Here is a 16,411-nt window from a genome sequence, read left to right as displayed (position 1 = left end):
TAAATTCCGTTTAATTATTCTGTATTTGCAACGATGTCTCTACAAATAGCTGCTTTATTCAGCAAAAAAATAGTCTAGTATGAATTCATCATTAAAAAAATATCGAATAGGTCACCTCATGTTAAATCCGAATGTTGTGCTCAAAAAATTACTTCAAGGTCCACAAACTGACGCGTTGATCAGTCTAATTGCACGTGTACTGATGGCATATATTTTTATTGTTGCAGGCTGGGGGAAAATTACGGCTTATAGTGCCACTGTTGGCTACATGGAATCGAAGGGGGTGCCCAGTGCCATGTTGCCTTTAACCATTTTGATTGAGTTTGGAGGTGGTCTGGCTTTGTTATTTGGTTTTCAAGCACGCTTTGCTGCATTGGGTTTGGCGGTATTTAGTTTACTGACCGCTTTTCTTTTTCATGCTGGTGCAGAAGATGCGATTAATTTTATGAAAAATATGGCAATGACGGGCGGTCTATTGTTCTTGATGTTGCATGGTGCGGGTAAATTTAGCCTAGATCATCATATTGAGAAATAATAGACTGATTCTGAAGTTATAAAGGGTGATTTTTATTTTGATTCAATGGCTTCGAAGTTACAAAAAGTCAGCGTACAGATGACTGGAATTTTGTTTAGATGAGATTTTGGTGTGCTTTAGAATAGGAAAATAAATATGCATAAAATTTTGATGGTTATTTTATTCACCAGTTCCATCTGTACAACAGTAACCACTTGGGCCGGTAAGGATGATCATATCATTATTCAAGAAGCCGCAAGTAATCAGGTAAAAGTAGCAGATGTTAAAAACTTAAAAGATGAAACAGCTGTCACTTTAACGGGCACATTGCTTAAGCATTTAAAACAAGAACATTATGAGTTTAATGATGGCACAGGTTTAATTTTACTTGAAATAGATGATGATATTTGGAAGTCGGCAGCTATTCAGGTGGGTGACAAAATTAAGGTCATTGGTGAAGTGGATAAACATCGGTATAAACCAACCGATATTGAAGTGGTTAAAATAGAAAAAGTTATGGATTGATTGGTATAGAGCACTCGAAAATGGGTGCTTTTTTAGCGCTGAAATATAATGCAATCAATTGATAGTGAGCCTTGTATGAATGGTGTGCGTCTATCAGATAAAAATGATAGAATGTCGCGCTTATATTCGTTTGCCTGCATAGTTGTTTACCCATGACTACCAATACCCAAATTACTGAAGATCGTATCCTGATTTTGGATTTCGGTTCTCAATATAGTCAGCTTATTGCACGTCGTGTACGTGAAGCTGGTGTTTATTCTGAAATGTATGCCTATGACATGTCTGAAGAAGACATTCGTGCGTTTAATCCGAACGGTATCATCTTGTCTGGTGGTCCTGAAAGTGTGCATGAAGAAGGTAGTCCACGTGCGCCAGAAGTTGTGTTCAACTTAGGTGTGCCTGTATTAGGTATTTGCTATGGTTTACAAACCATGTCAGAGCAACTTGGCGGTAAAGTAGAGCCGGGTACAGTTCATGAGTTTGGTTATGCAGCTGTAGATGTTTTGGTTCGCGACCAGCTTCTTGGTGATTTAAACGATGCTGACCCTGAGAGTGGCGACAACAAACTCAATGTTTGGATGAGCCATGGCGATAAGGTTTCTGCGATTCCTGAAGGATTTTCCGTTACTGCAAGCACGCCAAGCTGTCCATTCGCAGCAGTAAGCGATGAAAAACGTCGTTTTTATGGTGTGCAGTTCCATCCAGAAGTAACCCATACTGCAAAAGGTGCTGAGTTAATTTCTAACTTCGTTCATAGCATTTGTGGATGTCGTAATCTTTGGAATTCTGAAAATATTATTGACCTACGTGTTGAACAATTACGTCAACAAATTGGCGATCAAAAAGTTCTTTTAGGTCTTTCAGGTGGCGTAGATTCATCTGTAGTTGCAGCACTTTTACACCGTGCGATTGGCGATCAGCTCACTTGCGTCTTTGTAGACAACGGTTTACTTCGTTTGAACGAAGGCGAGCAAGTGATGGACATGTTTGCGAAAAACATGGGTATTCGTGTGATTCGTGCCGATGCTGAAGAGCGTTTCTTAACTGCGCTTAAAGGCGAAGTTGATCCTGAGAAAAAACGTAAAATCATTGGTCGTGAATTCATTGGCGTATTCGCTGAAGAAGCACGTAAGCTTGATGGCGTAAACTTCCTTGCACAAGGGACGATTTACCCTGATGTGATCGAATCTGCTGCGACTAAAAATGGTAAAGCACATGTGATTAAATCACACCATAACGTGGGTGGTTTACCAGAAGATTTAGCTTTTGAATTGGTTGAGCCAATTCGTGACTTGTTTAAAGATGAAGTACGTCGTTTAGGCACTACTTTAGGTTTGCCGTTTGAGATGTTGTATCGTCATCCATTCCCAGGTCCAGGTTTGGGCGTGCGTATTTTGGGTGAAGTGAAAAAAGAATATGCTGATATTCTTCGTCTTGCTGATGATATTTTTATGCAAGAGCTTCATGCCAGTGGTTGGTATGACAAGACTGCGCAAGCATTTGCCGTGTTCCAACCTGTGAAATCTGTAGGTGTGGTGGGTGATGGTCGTCGTTATGCATGGGTGATTGCACTTCGTGCAGTTGAAACAGTTGACTTTATGACAGCACGTTTTGCACATCTTCCTTATGATTTGGTTGATAAGATTTCAACACGTATCATGAATGAAATTAAAGATGTGTCACGTGTGGTTTATGACGTGTCTTCTAAGCCACCTGCTACGATTGAGTGGGAATAATTTTCGCTATAGAAAATTATCTTTAAAAAAAGAGCGCTTAGGCGCTCTTTTTTATTGAGTTTATTTATGGGGCGGTGATACCGATACTTTCCAACAGAGAATTATATTGATCAGTATCTTTTTGAACTTTTTCTATAATCGCTTGGGCTGCACGTTGCATTTCAGGTTCATCCATCATACTCATACCCCTCTCTAGTACTCCTGAACAATGTGAATATTCATTATTTATTCTTCCTATAAATAATCTATAAATATCATCATTCCAAAACTCTTTCAGGCGGTCATCATCATATTTCATATAAGTAGGAAATTTATAAAAGGAATATATTTCTATAAATTTTCTAGCATTATTACTGAAATTGTAAAAACTACTAAAATTGTGATCACTAATTAGATTTGTAGTAGCACAAGTATGAATTTGATTGAACAGGTAATTAAATTCTGTCGCATATTCACTCATATATTTTGGCATTTTTGATATGTGGGAATTATTTTCTGTCCTTGATATTAGGTACTTACAAGCTTCTAAAGTAATATTTAGATTATTTCGCTTAACTTTGGTATTTAATCTTTTTAAATATTTGAGGAAGTCTAAATTGTGAGTAGAGATAAATAGCTGTAAAAAATTTCCTTGTAAGCAGATTTTTTCATTGATTAAGGTATAAATGAAGAAAATATGATTGCTGTCCAAACTACAGATAGGATCATCTATCCATATAATAGGCTTCTTATCTTGATCGAGAGAATCTTGAATTTTCGCTAAAAAATAGCAAAAAGCTATCAGACTTTGTTCACCTTCACTTAAGTTATAAGCCTTTACTTTATCCCCATCTAGGCCTCTTTGGATTTCAAACTGTATTTGTGGTGATAAGAGGCCGTCAATAGGTTCAAGACTTAGATGTTGATGGCCAAAGTCATGTTGTAAAATATTATTGATACGAATACATGCTTCTCCTTCGGTCTTTAATTTATTTTCTTCAGTTTGTATTTCTGCAAGAATTTCACTTTTTCTCGTATTAAGTGCTGTTAGTTCATGAGTTGGTGGTGCAATTGCTAAGTGTAGGGTTTCAATTTCTGTCTTTAAGTTACTGTAATTAATATCTTGTAAAAAATGATGAATATAATTTAAGCGTAGTTCTTTTTTTGCATTAGTTTGTTTTATACCGAGGTTATTTGTTAATTGGATACAAGCAGTTCGAATGTTTATTATTTTATCTCGGATTGAAAGGATTTCAGTGGAGTAATCTAATGGATATTCAGCTTGTAACTCAGTAAAAAGTTTTCCTTTTTTGTCCTCTAAAAGAGCCATTAGTTGTTTAATGGAAGCCTTTTGCTTATCTAAAGCATTTTTTAATTTTTCGCTCAGTTGTGAGAGTTCAGAATGAAAATTTTCATAGTAATGATTGAAATCAAAATTGATGCTTAAGCTAGAAGATTTTAATTGATTTTCTAGATGTTTTAGACCAGTTGTAATACGTGTTTGAAGCTTTTGAGTTTCTTCATCGAAGTGTTGTCTAAGTTCTTCATTCCGCTTTTTAGAAATTGAATTATTACAAAAGGCGCATGTATTACGATCATGATGTAAAGATAAACCTGTTTGAACCCAAGTATTTAAATGACTATTACTGACTAACTCTACAATTTTTTCTGATCCTCCTACAATTGTTTTTAATGTTAAATCAGTTGATTTAATAAGGTCTAAAAATTTTAAATCATAAATAGGAGGGATTGGTGGTTCAGGTAAATCACGTTGAATAATGAGAGATTCATATTCTTGTTTCTGAGCTTCAGTTAAAGGCTGATAAGTAGGCTGAAGTACTAAAGGGATATCTGTTTCTGTAAGCTTTCTTTTATCGTAGCGTATATCACCAAATATTTGATGTTGATTTTTTATTGAATCTTGTCTTCTTGTTGCTTTATCAGTAAGTAAATCATTAAGTGTTGTAGTTCTGGAAGTGTGGTTGTTTTGAGCTGTTTGTAGTTCCGTCGTTTTATTTTTAATAGATAAATAAATACTAGTTTCAGCATTTTCTTGATCTATACCTAATTCATTTTTTAGTGTTTGAATATGATCTAATACCTGTTGATTATCACCACCTAACGTTACCGAAAAAGATTCGATATTTTGAGTATCATCATGTATAAATTTCAAATTTTCTTTTACAAAGTCCGAGTTATAAACATGAATTGGATGGGTAAATGTAGCTAAATTTGCCGATGTAATTGTCAAACTATCTGTAAGAGTAATTTTGAAATCAGGATTTTCGTATTTAGGAGAAAGTGCTTTTGTTTCTAAAGCTCTGATAATTTTAGAAAGACTAGTTTTCCCTGAGTAGTTTCGCCCATAGAAAATGTTGATATCCTTAAAGTCGTAAACTTCATTTTGTCCTTGTTTGTTTTGATAGGTTAAGTTTGAGTCCCAATTGAAGTTTTTAAAAATTGAGAAGTTTTGTATTTCTGCTATTCGTTTGATTTTCATTAATTTCCCTCAGACAAAGTCTAAAGAAACTAATATACAGATTTGTTTAATTTTTATTCAATATTTTAACTATTTACATGCATAAATAGCAACTTGATTACGTCCATTTTTCTTGGCTTCATAGAGTGCAATATCTGCATTTTTAATCAGTAAATTTAAATCGTTTTGCTGTGGTTGCAGTTGAGCTATACCAATTGACACGGTAAAGTTAAAAAAGAATTTATCTTGAACACAAATTTGATGACTTTCAATTTTTTTACACAAGCGATCTGCAATAATAATTGCATCATTTAGTGTGGTATTGGGCAATAATGCAATAAATTCTTCACCTCCAAAACGAGCGAGCACATCGGTGTAGCGCATTTCTTGACGAGAAATCTCGGCAAGTATGCGAAGAACCTCATCTCCTACATCATGTCCGTAGGTATCATTAATTTTTTTGAAAAAATCGATATCAAACATGATTAAACAGGCTAAATTATATTTAGGCCATTTTTGAATGGTTTTTTCAGCCACCTGCATAAATTGTCTACGATTATTAAGTTGTGTTAATTCATCTGTATGAGCGAGTTGACATAAAGCGTAATAATTCCAATCATTTAATAAAACCCGTAAAAAATTCCGCTTTGAATTTAAAGTGTTATTCCAACTGATATACATACTGAGCAATAAAACAGGGGTATAGATTAATGAAAATAAAATGGCTTCTTGAAAACTGACTAAGTTAAATACCCCTCCAAAAATGACCGCACTAATGAGTAAAGATGTAAATATGGAATATCTAAAGGAAACCTGTATACATAAATTCCCCAATAAAATAAAAATAACAGAAGCATAGAGATATATATGAACGAGCGGGCTTTGTGATAAATGCAACAGTCCTAACCAGATGATTGCAGCTATCGCGACATAAATCGGCAGTAAACTGTCTAAGATATTAATATTCTTACAGTAACGGAAGAAGAACCAATTGATGAATAATGCGCTCAATACAAGACCGAGTCGTGATATAGCAGAAATTACGGCGATTTCAGGTAATAAAAACCAATCTACAAAAAAATAGCTTAAAAATATAAGTTGACCAATGTAATTCACATATTTTAGAAATTGTCGTTGGTGTTTATTTTGATAGTTTAAGTAATATTGTTGAAATTGTATTGGAATACGAGTGATTGGAGCATCTAATGCTTGTTCTATCATTTTTCGATTTTCAGCACTACATAGCTGCTCTGGTAAAATATAAGCAGTTTCATAATTGAATTTTTTCTCTCTAAGTGTCTTAAAATAATGACTATTTTTATCACTTTTTTCACGAGAGCTTTTTTGATCTCTCCTAAACATTTAAGTTAGCCCTGCATGGGGTTGTAAGTAAAGAATCATATGCTGAAGAACAAATCTTGTATATGAAATAAACAATGAGTGGTCGTTGTAATTGTGACAATTTTTTATATATGTATAGAATTCATATGAATAAGAGAATAATTTTAAATTGAATAAGTGAGCAAAGCGTTGCTCATTAAGAAAAATTTCAAAAATGATATTGTCCTATACATAGTATTCAGCGTATTAAGTAAGTTATAGGTTGAGTCGATAAGAGCCTATATGATGATAAGAATAGATTAGGACATAAAAAGCACGGTTTAGTCCGTAAGACTTAGGATAGGAATATGACCAATAGCAACTATACAGAGCTTTCTAACTCAGACGATTGTGAAAAATACGTGAATCAATTTATTCAAGAAATTCCTTTGCGTAGTGCGGAAATTGGGCAGGGAACCATCATTAAACGTGCATTACCTAGTCGTCATAAACGCCTAATTGGCGCATGGTGTTTTCTAGATCATGCTGGCCCAGTCACTTTCCCTCAAGGTGATGGCTTAGATGTGGGGCCACATCCACATATGGGTTTGCAAACCTTCACGTGGATGATTGAAGGCACTATGATGCATACGGATAGCCTAGGTACAAAACAGTTGATTCGTCCGAATCAGGTTAATTTGATGACAGCAGGTTATGGTATTTCACATACTGAAGTTGCGCCAGAAACAGAAACCCATATGCATGCTGCTCAGCTTTGGATTGCATTGCCAGATGATAAAATCAATATGGCACCGCGTTTTGACCATTATCCAGAACTGCCAGTTGTCGAAAAAGATCAGGTGGAATTTACTCTTTTGGTCGGAGAATTTTTAAAAACCCAATCTCCAGTAGCGGTGCATACCGAATTACTCGCTGTTGATTTAACGGCAAAAGAATCGACCACCATTCGACTTCAAACTCAACTCAAAATTTGAACATGGTTTTATGACTTTGCATGGGACGGCTGTGGTGAATGGTCATGAATTGACTGAAGACAATATGGTGGTATTAGAATCAGGTCTGACTGAAATTGAAATCCAATTGCATGCGGGCAGTCGTATTTTATTGTTGGGCGGCGAACCTTTTGAGTCACCGATATTACTGTGGTGGAATTTTGTCGGACGTACACAGGAAGAATTGAGCCTTGCACGAGATCAATGGATTAATCAAGATCAACGCTTTGGCAATATTGCTGATTACCAAGGTCCAAGGTTAGAAGCACCGACATTCCCAGATAAAATGCGTGCATCGCGATAAAAAAATTGAGGATTTATGATGATGGCAATTATTGCAAATGCAGAAGTACGAACGCTTGTTGCGCCTTGGTCGGGCGAGGTGAGAAGTGGTACACACCAATTTATCACCGATAAACCTGAATCTTTTGGTGGGCAAGATCAAGGGCCTGAACCTTATGATTTGCTTTGTTCAGGTCTGATTTCTTGCACCATGATCACGCTACAAATGTACGCCAACCATAAAGGGATTGAATTGGGTGGATTTTCCGTGGAAGTTGATTTTAATGCCAATAAAGAAGGCAAAGAATGGATTGAACGACGTTTATCTTTTGCACAGTCGCTATCGGAGGAACTCAAGCAGAAAATTTTAGAGATCAGCAGTAAAACGCCTGTGACCAAGACCTTGTTACGTAGCGTAGAGATGAAGACGGTAATTGTTTAATGACCCGATAGTTATGACATTTTGTTAAATCAGGGTGTCATTCTTTTAGAGCCATGCGTATAGTCAAAGCATAAAAATAGAGGTCAAAAAATGATTACATTACACCACTTAGACCAGTCGCGTTCCTTTCGAATTTTGTGGGCTTTAGAAGAATTGGAACTTGATTATCAAGTACAGTTTTATCAACGCTTAGCAACATTTGCAGCACCACCTGAATTAAAATTGGTTCATCCTTTGGCTAAGTCCCCTGTATTAACTGATGATGATCAAACCATTGCTGAATCTGCGGTGATTTTACAGTATTTGCAAGAAAGCTATGACACGCAACAACAGTTTAAACCACAGGGTAAAGCTGAGCAGCAACAGTATCGTTATTGGCTGCATTATGCTGAAGGTTCATTAATGCCATTATTGGTCATGCAATTGGTGATGAATAATGTACCCAAACATGTACCATGGCTGATTAAACCCATAGCACAGAAAATCACAGCAGGTGTCAAGGCTGGGTTTATTCGCCCTCGTTTAAAAGATCATATTGAATATTTGGAAGATTATTTATCCAAGCATGAATATTTTGCGGGCACATTTTCTTTTGCTGATATTCAAATGTGCTTTCCATTAGAAGCGATACAATCTAGAACGACAGGTTCTTATCCACACATTAGTGCTTATGTAAAACGTCTTGCGGAGCGTCCAGCTTTTCAACGTGCACGCGCTAAAGAACAAACTTTGGCTTAAATGATGGATAGCGAGTTCAACAACAGTTGCTATAAATAATGTCGGTCAGTTAAGAAATGGATTGGATTTTTTTAAATTCATGATGTTATTCGATACGCGGAAACGTCATCCGCAACTGTTCGAGGCATGAGGTGTATACACCGCAAGATTGAAAAAGGTAAGGTTTCTGCGATAAATTGATTAATAAAAGGTATTTGACGAGTTTTGCGGATGACAAATGTTTTTGGTTCTTTTGGCGAAACAAAAGAACAAACGAGCTCCAAAAATTTGATTTAAAACGATAAGACTCCGTCGTGAATAACTAAAAAGCTAAGTGTTAATTGTAAAACCCCTTAATTGACTGGCATCAGGATATAAAGTATTTATATCGTTAGTTCATATGGTAGAGACGTTCTTTCGGGAACACCACTTTAAAGGTTGAACCTTGATTTTCTTTCGATTCAATTTCTAAGTGCGCGCCGTGTTGCATGAGCACATGTTTAACAATCGCTAGACCTAAACCTGTTCCCCCAGTTTGACGGCTACGTGCGCTATCGACACGATAGAAACGTTCGGTTAAACGGGGTAAATGTTTGGGATCGATGCCAATACCCGTATCTTCAACGGTGAAATAACCTTGTACACCATCATCGTGCCAACCCATGGTAATGGTGCCCCCTTTGGGAGTGTATTTAATGGCATTGGTAATAAGATTGCTAAATGCACTGGCAAGCTCCATATCGGAACCAATCAGATCGCAATGACTATCAATTTCGAGGTTCAGTGTATGCCCATAATCAACGTTATAGGCTTGTGCATCATCAAACAATTGATTCATTAAACTGGGCATTTCAATAATTTGATTTTTGGCAATCTGTTTGTTGCTTTCTAAACGGGACAGCAGAAGTAGGTCATTGACCAAGGCATTCATGCGTTTGGTCTGTGCCTGCATTTGGTCAAAGGCACGTTTCCAACGCGGGTTTAAATCTTCTTGATCGGTAAAGGTTTCAATATAGCCACTGAGTACAGTCAGCGGCGTGCGTAATTCATGGGAAATATTATCGACAAAGTCTTTACGCATTTGTTCTAGGTTATGCATACGCGTCACGTCATAGGCCACCAATAAGCGACTTTCCCCACCAAAACGGGTCATCTTGACTTGCACATAATGATCTTCAAAGGCTGAAGATTTCATTTTCAAGCCATCAGGTGCTTGGTCAATATGATTAAAATATTCAATAAAACTAGGCTGACGCAGAATAGTTAAAATATTACGCCCACGGTCTAAAGGCTGAATACCGAGCAATTTTTCCGCTGCTGGATTCCACCATTCAATCTGGTGTGATTCATCAATTAACACTACGGCTTCTGCTAATGCCACCAGTGAGGATTGCGCGCGATCAATTAAGCCGACCATTTCTGCTTGTACAATACGTTCTTGGCGCTGGGCACGATAAACATTAAACAGCAATGCACCCCAAATGCCATCTAAATTCGGTGGCACATCATAAGGGCGATTGGAAATCCATTCATTGACCAAATACAGTGAACGTAGTTGCAAGGCAAAAAAGATTGCAAAAGCGGTAAAAATTAAAATCCAAAAATACCCAATCCCGATGCCAATTAAACTGGCAATCAGCAGTAGAAAGGCGAGTAGACGTAAATCTTGTTTCGCAAAAGTCCATAAACTACTGTAGCGAAATTTTTGATGTTCTCGTGTTAATTCTGGGACAGGGTATGGTTCATACATAAAACATGATTTACCTAAAAAACGACTAACCTAAAGCGATATCCGCGCGGGTAGAAAAACGATAACCTGTGCCACGAACAGTTTGTACAAAGCGATCTACGGCATACGGTTCAAGCACTTTACGTAAACGGCGAATATGCACGTCAATAGTACGGTCTTCAATATATACATTACCACCCCAAACTTGATCCAGCAATTGAGCACGCGTATAAGCACGTTCTGGGTGGGTCATAAAGAAGGCCAATAAACGATATTCGGTCGGGCCCATCTCTAAAATGTTCTGACCAAAACTCACACGCTGGCTTACTGGATCAAGTATTAAACCATTGGCATCAATGGTTTTTTCACCACTTAGGGCATTGGCACGACGTAACACCGCTTTAATGCGTGACACCAATTCTCGGGTAGAAAAAGGTTTGGTCATATAGTCATCTGCACCGGCATCGAGACCTTGAACTTTATGGTCTTCTTCACCGCGTGCGGTCAGCATAATCACTGGAATTTCTGTCAGTGTCTCGTCACGTTTTAAACGACGGCACAAGTCAACGCCACTGATCCCACCGGGGAGCATCCAATCGAGTAAAATAAGTACAGGACGTTGATCCACGATCATTTGGTGCGCTTGTTTCGCATCTTCTGCTTGTAAGCATTGAAAGCCTGCCATGTCTAAAGAGGTGTGAATCATCTCTCGAATGGGAAGTTCGTCATCGACGATTAAAATGTAGTCATCTTTCACAACGCAATATCCTATTTGATGTTAACGGTGAACCGTTTTTTATTTATGACAGGCTTATTACAAAGATTAATTATGACAGTATCATTGCAGAAAAGGGCACTCCATCCATTTTAGCAAATAAATGTGACAATTTTTATCTGATAAAATTAAGATTTTAAAATAAATCAGTCATATAAATACAATAAATTCAAAGTCTTAATATTTTGTAAGCACTGTATTATCAAGAATTTTCTTTTTTCAATATTTTTTCTTTTTCTGAAAAAGTATTCAGTAGCGATAAGAAAACAATGCTACAAGACGATAAAACATCTTCCATTGGCTGTTTAAAACCGCTGACGACCCAACGAATCGCAATTTGAGTTACATAACCATTGAGACCTGTGGCAACTAAAGAAATTTCACGTTCTGAGCGATCAATATGCGGCATCATCAGCATGACAAAAGCTTGAATCATACGGTCAAAACGTGACATAGTTTCATGAATGGTGGCTTGATTATGTAGCTCTTGAACCAACATCGCATCGATATAAATAATCCGTGCCATCCTTGGATTATCTCTTAATGTGATGAGTAATGCAGTTAAGCCTGCTTCAATCATTTTTCGTGGATCGGTGGATGCCTGCATGATGGCTTGCATGACATTATTCTGTAATTGATCAATTAAAGTTAAAAAAATAGTCTGAAAAAGTTCATCACTTTTCTTAAAAGATTCATAGAAATAGCGTTCAGTTAGTTTGGCTTCAGTGCAAATATCTTTGACGGTGACTGCAAAAAAACCATGTGTACCATAGGCTTCAATGCCAGCTTCAATCAGTTTTTCACGACGTGCTTGTTTACGTTCAGTTAAAGATAAGCCCTTAAATTGACGTTCTTTGGTTTTTGGCGCTTTCTTTTGTTTTTCTTCGAGATTTTCGTGTTGCTCAGTCATAAAGGTCATGTGCCAAATGCAATTAAGGTTTGCGCTATGTTAACAATAATTTGTTCGTAGACCTATGTCGGAAAGAGTTGAATGGTCTTTATTCTGTTATTGATCCAATATTATATTGACAATGAGTATTGTCAAAATTATATTGGATGAATGAACTGCACATCATTGCAGCAAAAAAATAATCGATCTGTTTGGGTTAATGATGCAGAAAGTATTGAATAAGGATGAGTCATGAAAAATTTTAAAAATAAAGTTGCCGCAATTACGGGCGCAGGTTCGGGTATTGGGCAGCAATTGGCTGTTCTTTTAGCAAAACAAGGTTGTCATTTGTCATTGAGTGATGTCAATGAAAAAGGTTTAGCACAAACTGTTGAATTGGTAGAAAAAAACAATGTTCGTGTCACGACTACAAAGTTAGATGTTGCTGACCGTGATGCAATGAAAGCTTGGGCTGCTGATACGGTACATAATCATGGTTCAGTCCACATGATTTTTAACAATGCTGGGGTCGCACTGGGTTCAACGGTCGAAGGTGCTTCTTATGAAGAACTGGAGTGGATTGTGAATATTAACTTTTGGGGTGTGGTCTATGGCACCAAAGAGTTTTTACCGCTGATCAAGAAATCGGGTGAAGGGCATGTGATTAATATTTCGAGTCTTTTTGGTTTAACTGCTCAACCGACTCAGTCTGCATATAATGCGACCAAGTTTGCGGTGCGTGGTTTTACTGAATCATTACGTCAAGAATTGGATATTGAAAACTGTGGCGTGAGTGCGCTATGCGTACATCCAGGGGGAATTCGTACCAATATTGCCAATGCAGCAAAAATGAATGACAGCTTAAAAACACTGGGGATGAATCCTGAAAAATCGGCCAAGACTTTCAATAAATTATTGCGTTGTCCACCTGAAGAAGCAGCGCGTCAAATTTTGGAAGCTGTGCAAAAAGATAAGCGTCGTTTATTGATTGGTAACGATGCAAAAACTTTAGATTTAATTCAACGTGTTTTACCGACGGGTTATCAAAAAGTAACCGCGATGGCGACCACATTGAGTAAGCATTTTAAATAAAAAGCTCGGTTAAAAGATGGCTATTTGAACTGTGTTTTTAAATTTTCATAGCCAGTTTAGTCGTTTTAAAGGACTGCCTCTTGTGTTCTACAGGAGCAGTCCTTTTCATTTGCTCTTATTGCCTAAAGGTCGTTATTTTTTCTCACTTAGAGCTTAATTTTCAGCAAAAAAATAGCGATATCTGAGCGCAAAACCAATGTTATAAAATGTGGGTTTTATTTAAAAATATAGATTTAAATCAAAACCTGAATGGTTTTTCTTTTCCAGAAAAAGTGATAATACAGACCTTGCAAAATACATAAGCAGACAAATGCCAAAGCATAGGCATACCAAATACCTTGCAGTCCCCACCATTGACTAAATAAATAGGCACATGGTACTTCAATGGCAATAATAGCGAAGATGTTAATGATCATTGGTACAGTGACCGTCCCGCTGGCACGCATGATTGAGGCAAAAATCGAACTGGCACCAAAGAATAAAATCGACCACAACACGATAAATAATAACTGTTGACCCAGCGCCACGACGTCAGGGTCGGTAATGAACAATGCCATTAGATATTTGGAGAACAGATAAGCTAAAGTGACCAAAGTACCTGTAATGAGAATATTCATACTCAGTGCCGTACGCGTCACTTTCGCGAGTAAATCAGATTTCCCTGCACCAATGGCTTGCGCTGCAAAAATTGAAGCAGCAATGGAAATAGACAGGGCTGGGAATTGAATATAATTCAACACCTGATTGACTGCACCATAGGCTGCTGTTGCATGTGAACCATACTGATTGACTAAACCAACAATCACCAAACCGGCAACTGACGTGGTCATCATTTGGATACCAGTTGGAATCCCCAAACGCAGAATAATTTTACTCAGTTCAGGTTGGTGGCGAATATGAGTCAACAGCAGACGATTAGGTTTAAGCGGATGATCTTTTTTATTCAGGTAGACCACTAAAAAGATCAGTACGGCAAAGTAGCCGACAATTGTGGCAATCGCTGGTGCAATAATGCCCATTTTCGGAAAACCAAAATAACCCGCGATCAGCACAGGAGTAATCAGTAAGCCAATTAAAATGGTCATCCCTGAAACAATCAGTGGTGTGGTGCTGTCACCGACGCCGCGTAAAATAGAGGTATAAATAATATAGAGAAACAGCAGTGGGCTTCCTGCTAGCATCCACTGTACATAGGGGAGTGACAGGTGCATAACATCTGGATCCGTACCTAAAGCAAGCAGAATATGTTTAGCAAAAATAACGCCTAAAAAAGCAATAATACTGCCGCCAATTAAGGTCATAAACAGCGTTGAGCCAACGACACAGCGGACTTTTTCAATATTTTGTGCCCCCCAAGCTTGCCCGACCAATACCGTTGCACCCGCTGATAACCCAATCACAAAAGCCATGAGAAGAAATAAAATGGGGAAAAATACCGCCACGGCAGCGATGGCATTGACACCCATCATTTGTCCAACAAAAATGGTATTAATTGTCCCTGACAAGTTTTGCAGAATATTGGTCGCAATTAATGGCATGAGAAAAATAAAAAATGTTTTCCATAAATTTTGTTGATTAACCATCGGCTGGTTTTTAGGCATTGAACGTCCTGTAAATATATTTTTATCATTTTTCAGATTTAAACTTACACTACCTGAGTTGGCCTAAAAAAGCCTTAGCTTTTAGGTAACTAAGGCGAAATTTTATTAAGCAATAATCTGATCAAACTGCTGACAAAATGGCAGAGGCTCGTTCTAGCGTTTCATCTTTTTTCGCAAAACAAAAACGGATTAAACGTAAATTTTCGGGTACTTGTTGATAAAAAACTGAAATAGGAATGGCGACAATGCCATGCTGTTCGGCCAGAAAGGTACACATCTCAACATCGTTTAAATCGGGACGAATCGCACTGTAATTTAAATTCTGAAAATAGGTGCCTTGTGAAGGGGTAAATTGAAAGCGTGAATTTTTTAGACCTGAATTAAATAGATCGCGTTTTTGCTGATAGAAGCCTGCTAATGCTTCAATATGTTCAGGATGCTGCTGCATAAAGGTTGCCAATGCCATTTGCACAGGAGTGACAGCGCAAAAACTGGCAAATTGATAAACCTGTCGAAATATTTTCATCAGCTCAGGGGCAGCAATGCAATAACCTGTTTTCCAACCCGTGACATGGAAGGTTTTACCGAATGAACCCACCACAATACTGCGATCACGCAATTCAGCAAAGGACAGTGCTGAATAGTGTTTTTGACCATCGTAAATGAGATGTTCATAGACTTCATCGGACAGCAGTACAATATTTTTATCACCCATCAATTCAATTAAATTTAACCAGTCTTGTTTTGACCAAATCGCACCTGTTGGATTGTGTGGGGTATTGACAATGATCATTCGGGTCTTGTCATTGATCGCATCTTTGACTTGATTCCAATCCACCGAAAAATCTGTTGGCGTTAGAGCAATATGGATGGCTTTTCCGCCAACCAATTGCACACTCGGTGCATAACTGTCATAGCTGGGGTCAAAAATAATCACTTCATCATCTGTAGAGATGAGTGCTTGAATGGTCGCAAAAATGGCAATAGTTGCCCCAGATGTAATGGTAATTTCAGTTAAGGGATCAAGGGTGAGTTGATCGCGCTTTAAAAACTGTTGTGCCAATTGTTCACGCAGTGCAATCAGCCCATCGCCTGAAGCATATTGATTAAATCCGTCCAAAGTTGCTTGGCTAAGGGCTTGAAGTAGTGCAGGCGGGGCAGCAAAATCTGGAAAACCTTGGGATAGGTTTAAAGCATTCAAGCGTTGTGCCATGGCAGTCATTACGCTGAAAATCGTGACCCCTTGTGCAGGTAGTTTGGAATGGACGTCAATCATGGCCCGAGCTCTTTTAAGGTGTTTTGATCATTTTTGAGTGTA

13 protein-coding genes and 1 pseudogene are annotated in these 16,411 nt (G+C 37.7%); 7 read left to right on the top strand and 7 right to left on the bottom strand.

Annotated features, from left to right (window positions below; translation table 11 throughout):
* Positions 1–118: 118 nt before the first annotated feature.
* The 3 genes from B9T25_RS08745 to guaA all read left to right on the top strand — a co-directional run bounded on the left by B9T25_RS08745 (position 119) and on the right by guaA (position 2,775).
* A complete protein-coding gene (locus B9T25_RS08745) occupies positions 119–535 on the top strand; it encodes a DoxX family protein (protein WP_086188062.1) in 417 nt (138 codons plus the stop codon).
* 135 nt (positions 536–670) lie between these two features.
* The gene (locus tag B9T25_RS08740; protein ID WP_086188061.1) at positions 671–1,039 is read left to right on the top strand and encodes a NirD/YgiW/YdeI family stress tolerance protein; all 369 of its coding nucleotides are present in this window, start codon (positions 671–673) and stop codon (positions 1,037–1,039) included.
* A 152-nt stretch (positions 1,040–1,191) separates the two neighbouring features.
* The gene (gene guaA / locus B9T25_RS08735) at positions 1,192–2,775 is read left to right on the top strand and encodes a glutamine-hydrolyzing GMP synthase (protein ID WP_086188060.1); all 1,584 of its coding nucleotides are present in this window, start codon (positions 1,192–1,194) and stop codon (positions 2,773–2,775) included.
* Positions 2,776–2,839: 64 nt separating this feature from the next.
* Here the strand turns inward: guaA and B9T25_RS08730 are convergent, their stop codons facing one another.
* Both B9T25_RS08730 and B9T25_RS08725 read right to left on the bottom strand, forming a co-directional pair.
* Positions 2,840–5,254, bottom strand: coding sequence for an AAA family ATPase (locus tag B9T25_RS08730; RefSeq protein ID WP_086188059.1), 2,415 nt, complete (start codon positions 5,252–5,254; stop codon positions 2,840–2,842).
* 69 nt (positions 5,255–5,323) lie between these two features.
* Positions 5,324–6,454 (bottom strand): GGDEF domain-containing protein, encoded by a 1,131-nt coding sequence (locus B9T25_RS08725; RefSeq protein WP_228146871.1) that lies wholly within the window; start codon positions 6,452–6,454, stop codon positions 5,324–5,326.
* Positions 6,455–6,921: 467 nt separating this feature from the next.
* On the opposite strand from B9T25_RS08725, the pseudogene B9T25_RS08720 reads away from it, so the two are divergent.
* The 3 genes and pseudogenes from B9T25_RS08720 (at position 6,922) to B9T25_RS08710 (ending at position 9,028) form a co-directional block, all read left to right on the top strand.
* Positions 6,922–7,870: pseudogene (locus B9T25_RS08720) on the top strand (pirin family protein).
* A 21-nt stretch (positions 7,871–7,891) separates the two neighbouring features.
* On the top strand, positions 7,892–8,290 hold the full coding sequence (locus tag B9T25_RS08715; RefSeq protein WP_086188246.1) for an OsmC family protein: 399 nt from the start codon (positions 7,892–7,894) through the stop codon (positions 8,288–8,290).
* Between the two features lie 90 nt (positions 8,291–8,380).
* A complete protein-coding gene (locus tag B9T25_RS08710) occupies positions 8,381–9,028 on the top strand; it encodes a glutathione S-transferase (protein ID WP_086188057.1) in 648 nt (215 codons plus the stop codon).
* Between the two features lie 370 nt (positions 9,029–9,398).
* On the opposite strand, the gene phoR is transcribed toward B9T25_RS08710, so the two are convergent.
* The 3 genes from phoR to B9T25_RS08695 form a co-directional block, all read right to left on the bottom strand.
* The gene (gene phoR, locus B9T25_RS08705; RefSeq protein ID WP_086188056.1) at positions 9,399–10,757 is read right to left on the bottom strand and encodes a phosphate regulon sensor histidine kinase PhoR; all 1,359 of its coding nucleotides are present in this window, start codon (positions 10,755–10,757) and stop codon (positions 9,399–9,401) included.
* Positions 10,758–10,782: 25 nt separating this feature from the next.
* On the bottom strand, positions 10,783–11,493 hold the full coding sequence (phoB, locus tag B9T25_RS08700) for a phosphate regulon transcriptional regulator PhoB (RefSeq protein ID WP_086188055.1): 711 nt from the start codon (positions 11,491–11,493) through the stop codon (positions 10,783–10,785).
* A 220-nt stretch (positions 11,494–11,713) separates the two neighbouring features.
* Positions 11,714–12,421: a TetR/AcrR family transcriptional regulator gene (locus B9T25_RS08695; protein ID WP_086188054.1), complete on the bottom strand. Its 708-nt coding sequence runs from the start codon at positions 12,419–12,421 to the stop codon at positions 11,714–11,716.
* Positions 12,422–12,652: 231 nt separating this feature from the next.
* On the opposite strand from B9T25_RS08695, the gene B9T25_RS08690 reads away from it, so the two are divergent.
* Positions 12,653–13,492: an SDR family NAD(P)-dependent oxidoreductase gene (locus tag B9T25_RS08690; protein WP_086188053.1), complete on the top strand. Its 840-nt coding sequence runs from the start codon at positions 12,653–12,655 to the stop codon at positions 13,490–13,492.
* 233 nt (positions 13,493–13,725) lie between these two features.
* On the opposite strand, the gene B9T25_RS08685 is transcribed toward B9T25_RS08690, so the two are convergent.
* A complete protein-coding gene (locus B9T25_RS08685; protein ID WP_086188052.1) occupies positions 13,726–15,093 on the bottom strand; it encodes an MATE family efflux transporter in 1,368 nt (455 codons plus the stop codon).
* A gap of 121 nt (positions 15,094–15,214) precedes the next feature.
* Positions 15,215–16,369 (bottom strand): methionine aminotransferase, encoded by a 1,155-nt coding sequence (locus B9T25_RS08680; protein WP_086188051.1) that lies wholly within the window; start codon positions 16,367–16,369, stop codon positions 15,215–15,217.
* Positions 16,370–16,411 lie beyond the last annotated feature (42 nt).

The organism is Acinetobacter sp. ANC 4470 (assembly GCF_002135335.1).
Lineage (GTDB): Bacteria > Pseudomonadota > Gammaproteobacteria > Pseudomonadales > Moraxellaceae > Acinetobacter.
Note: the sequence above shows the minus strand (reverse complement) of the source record. Positions and strands in the feature narration are given on the sequence as shown.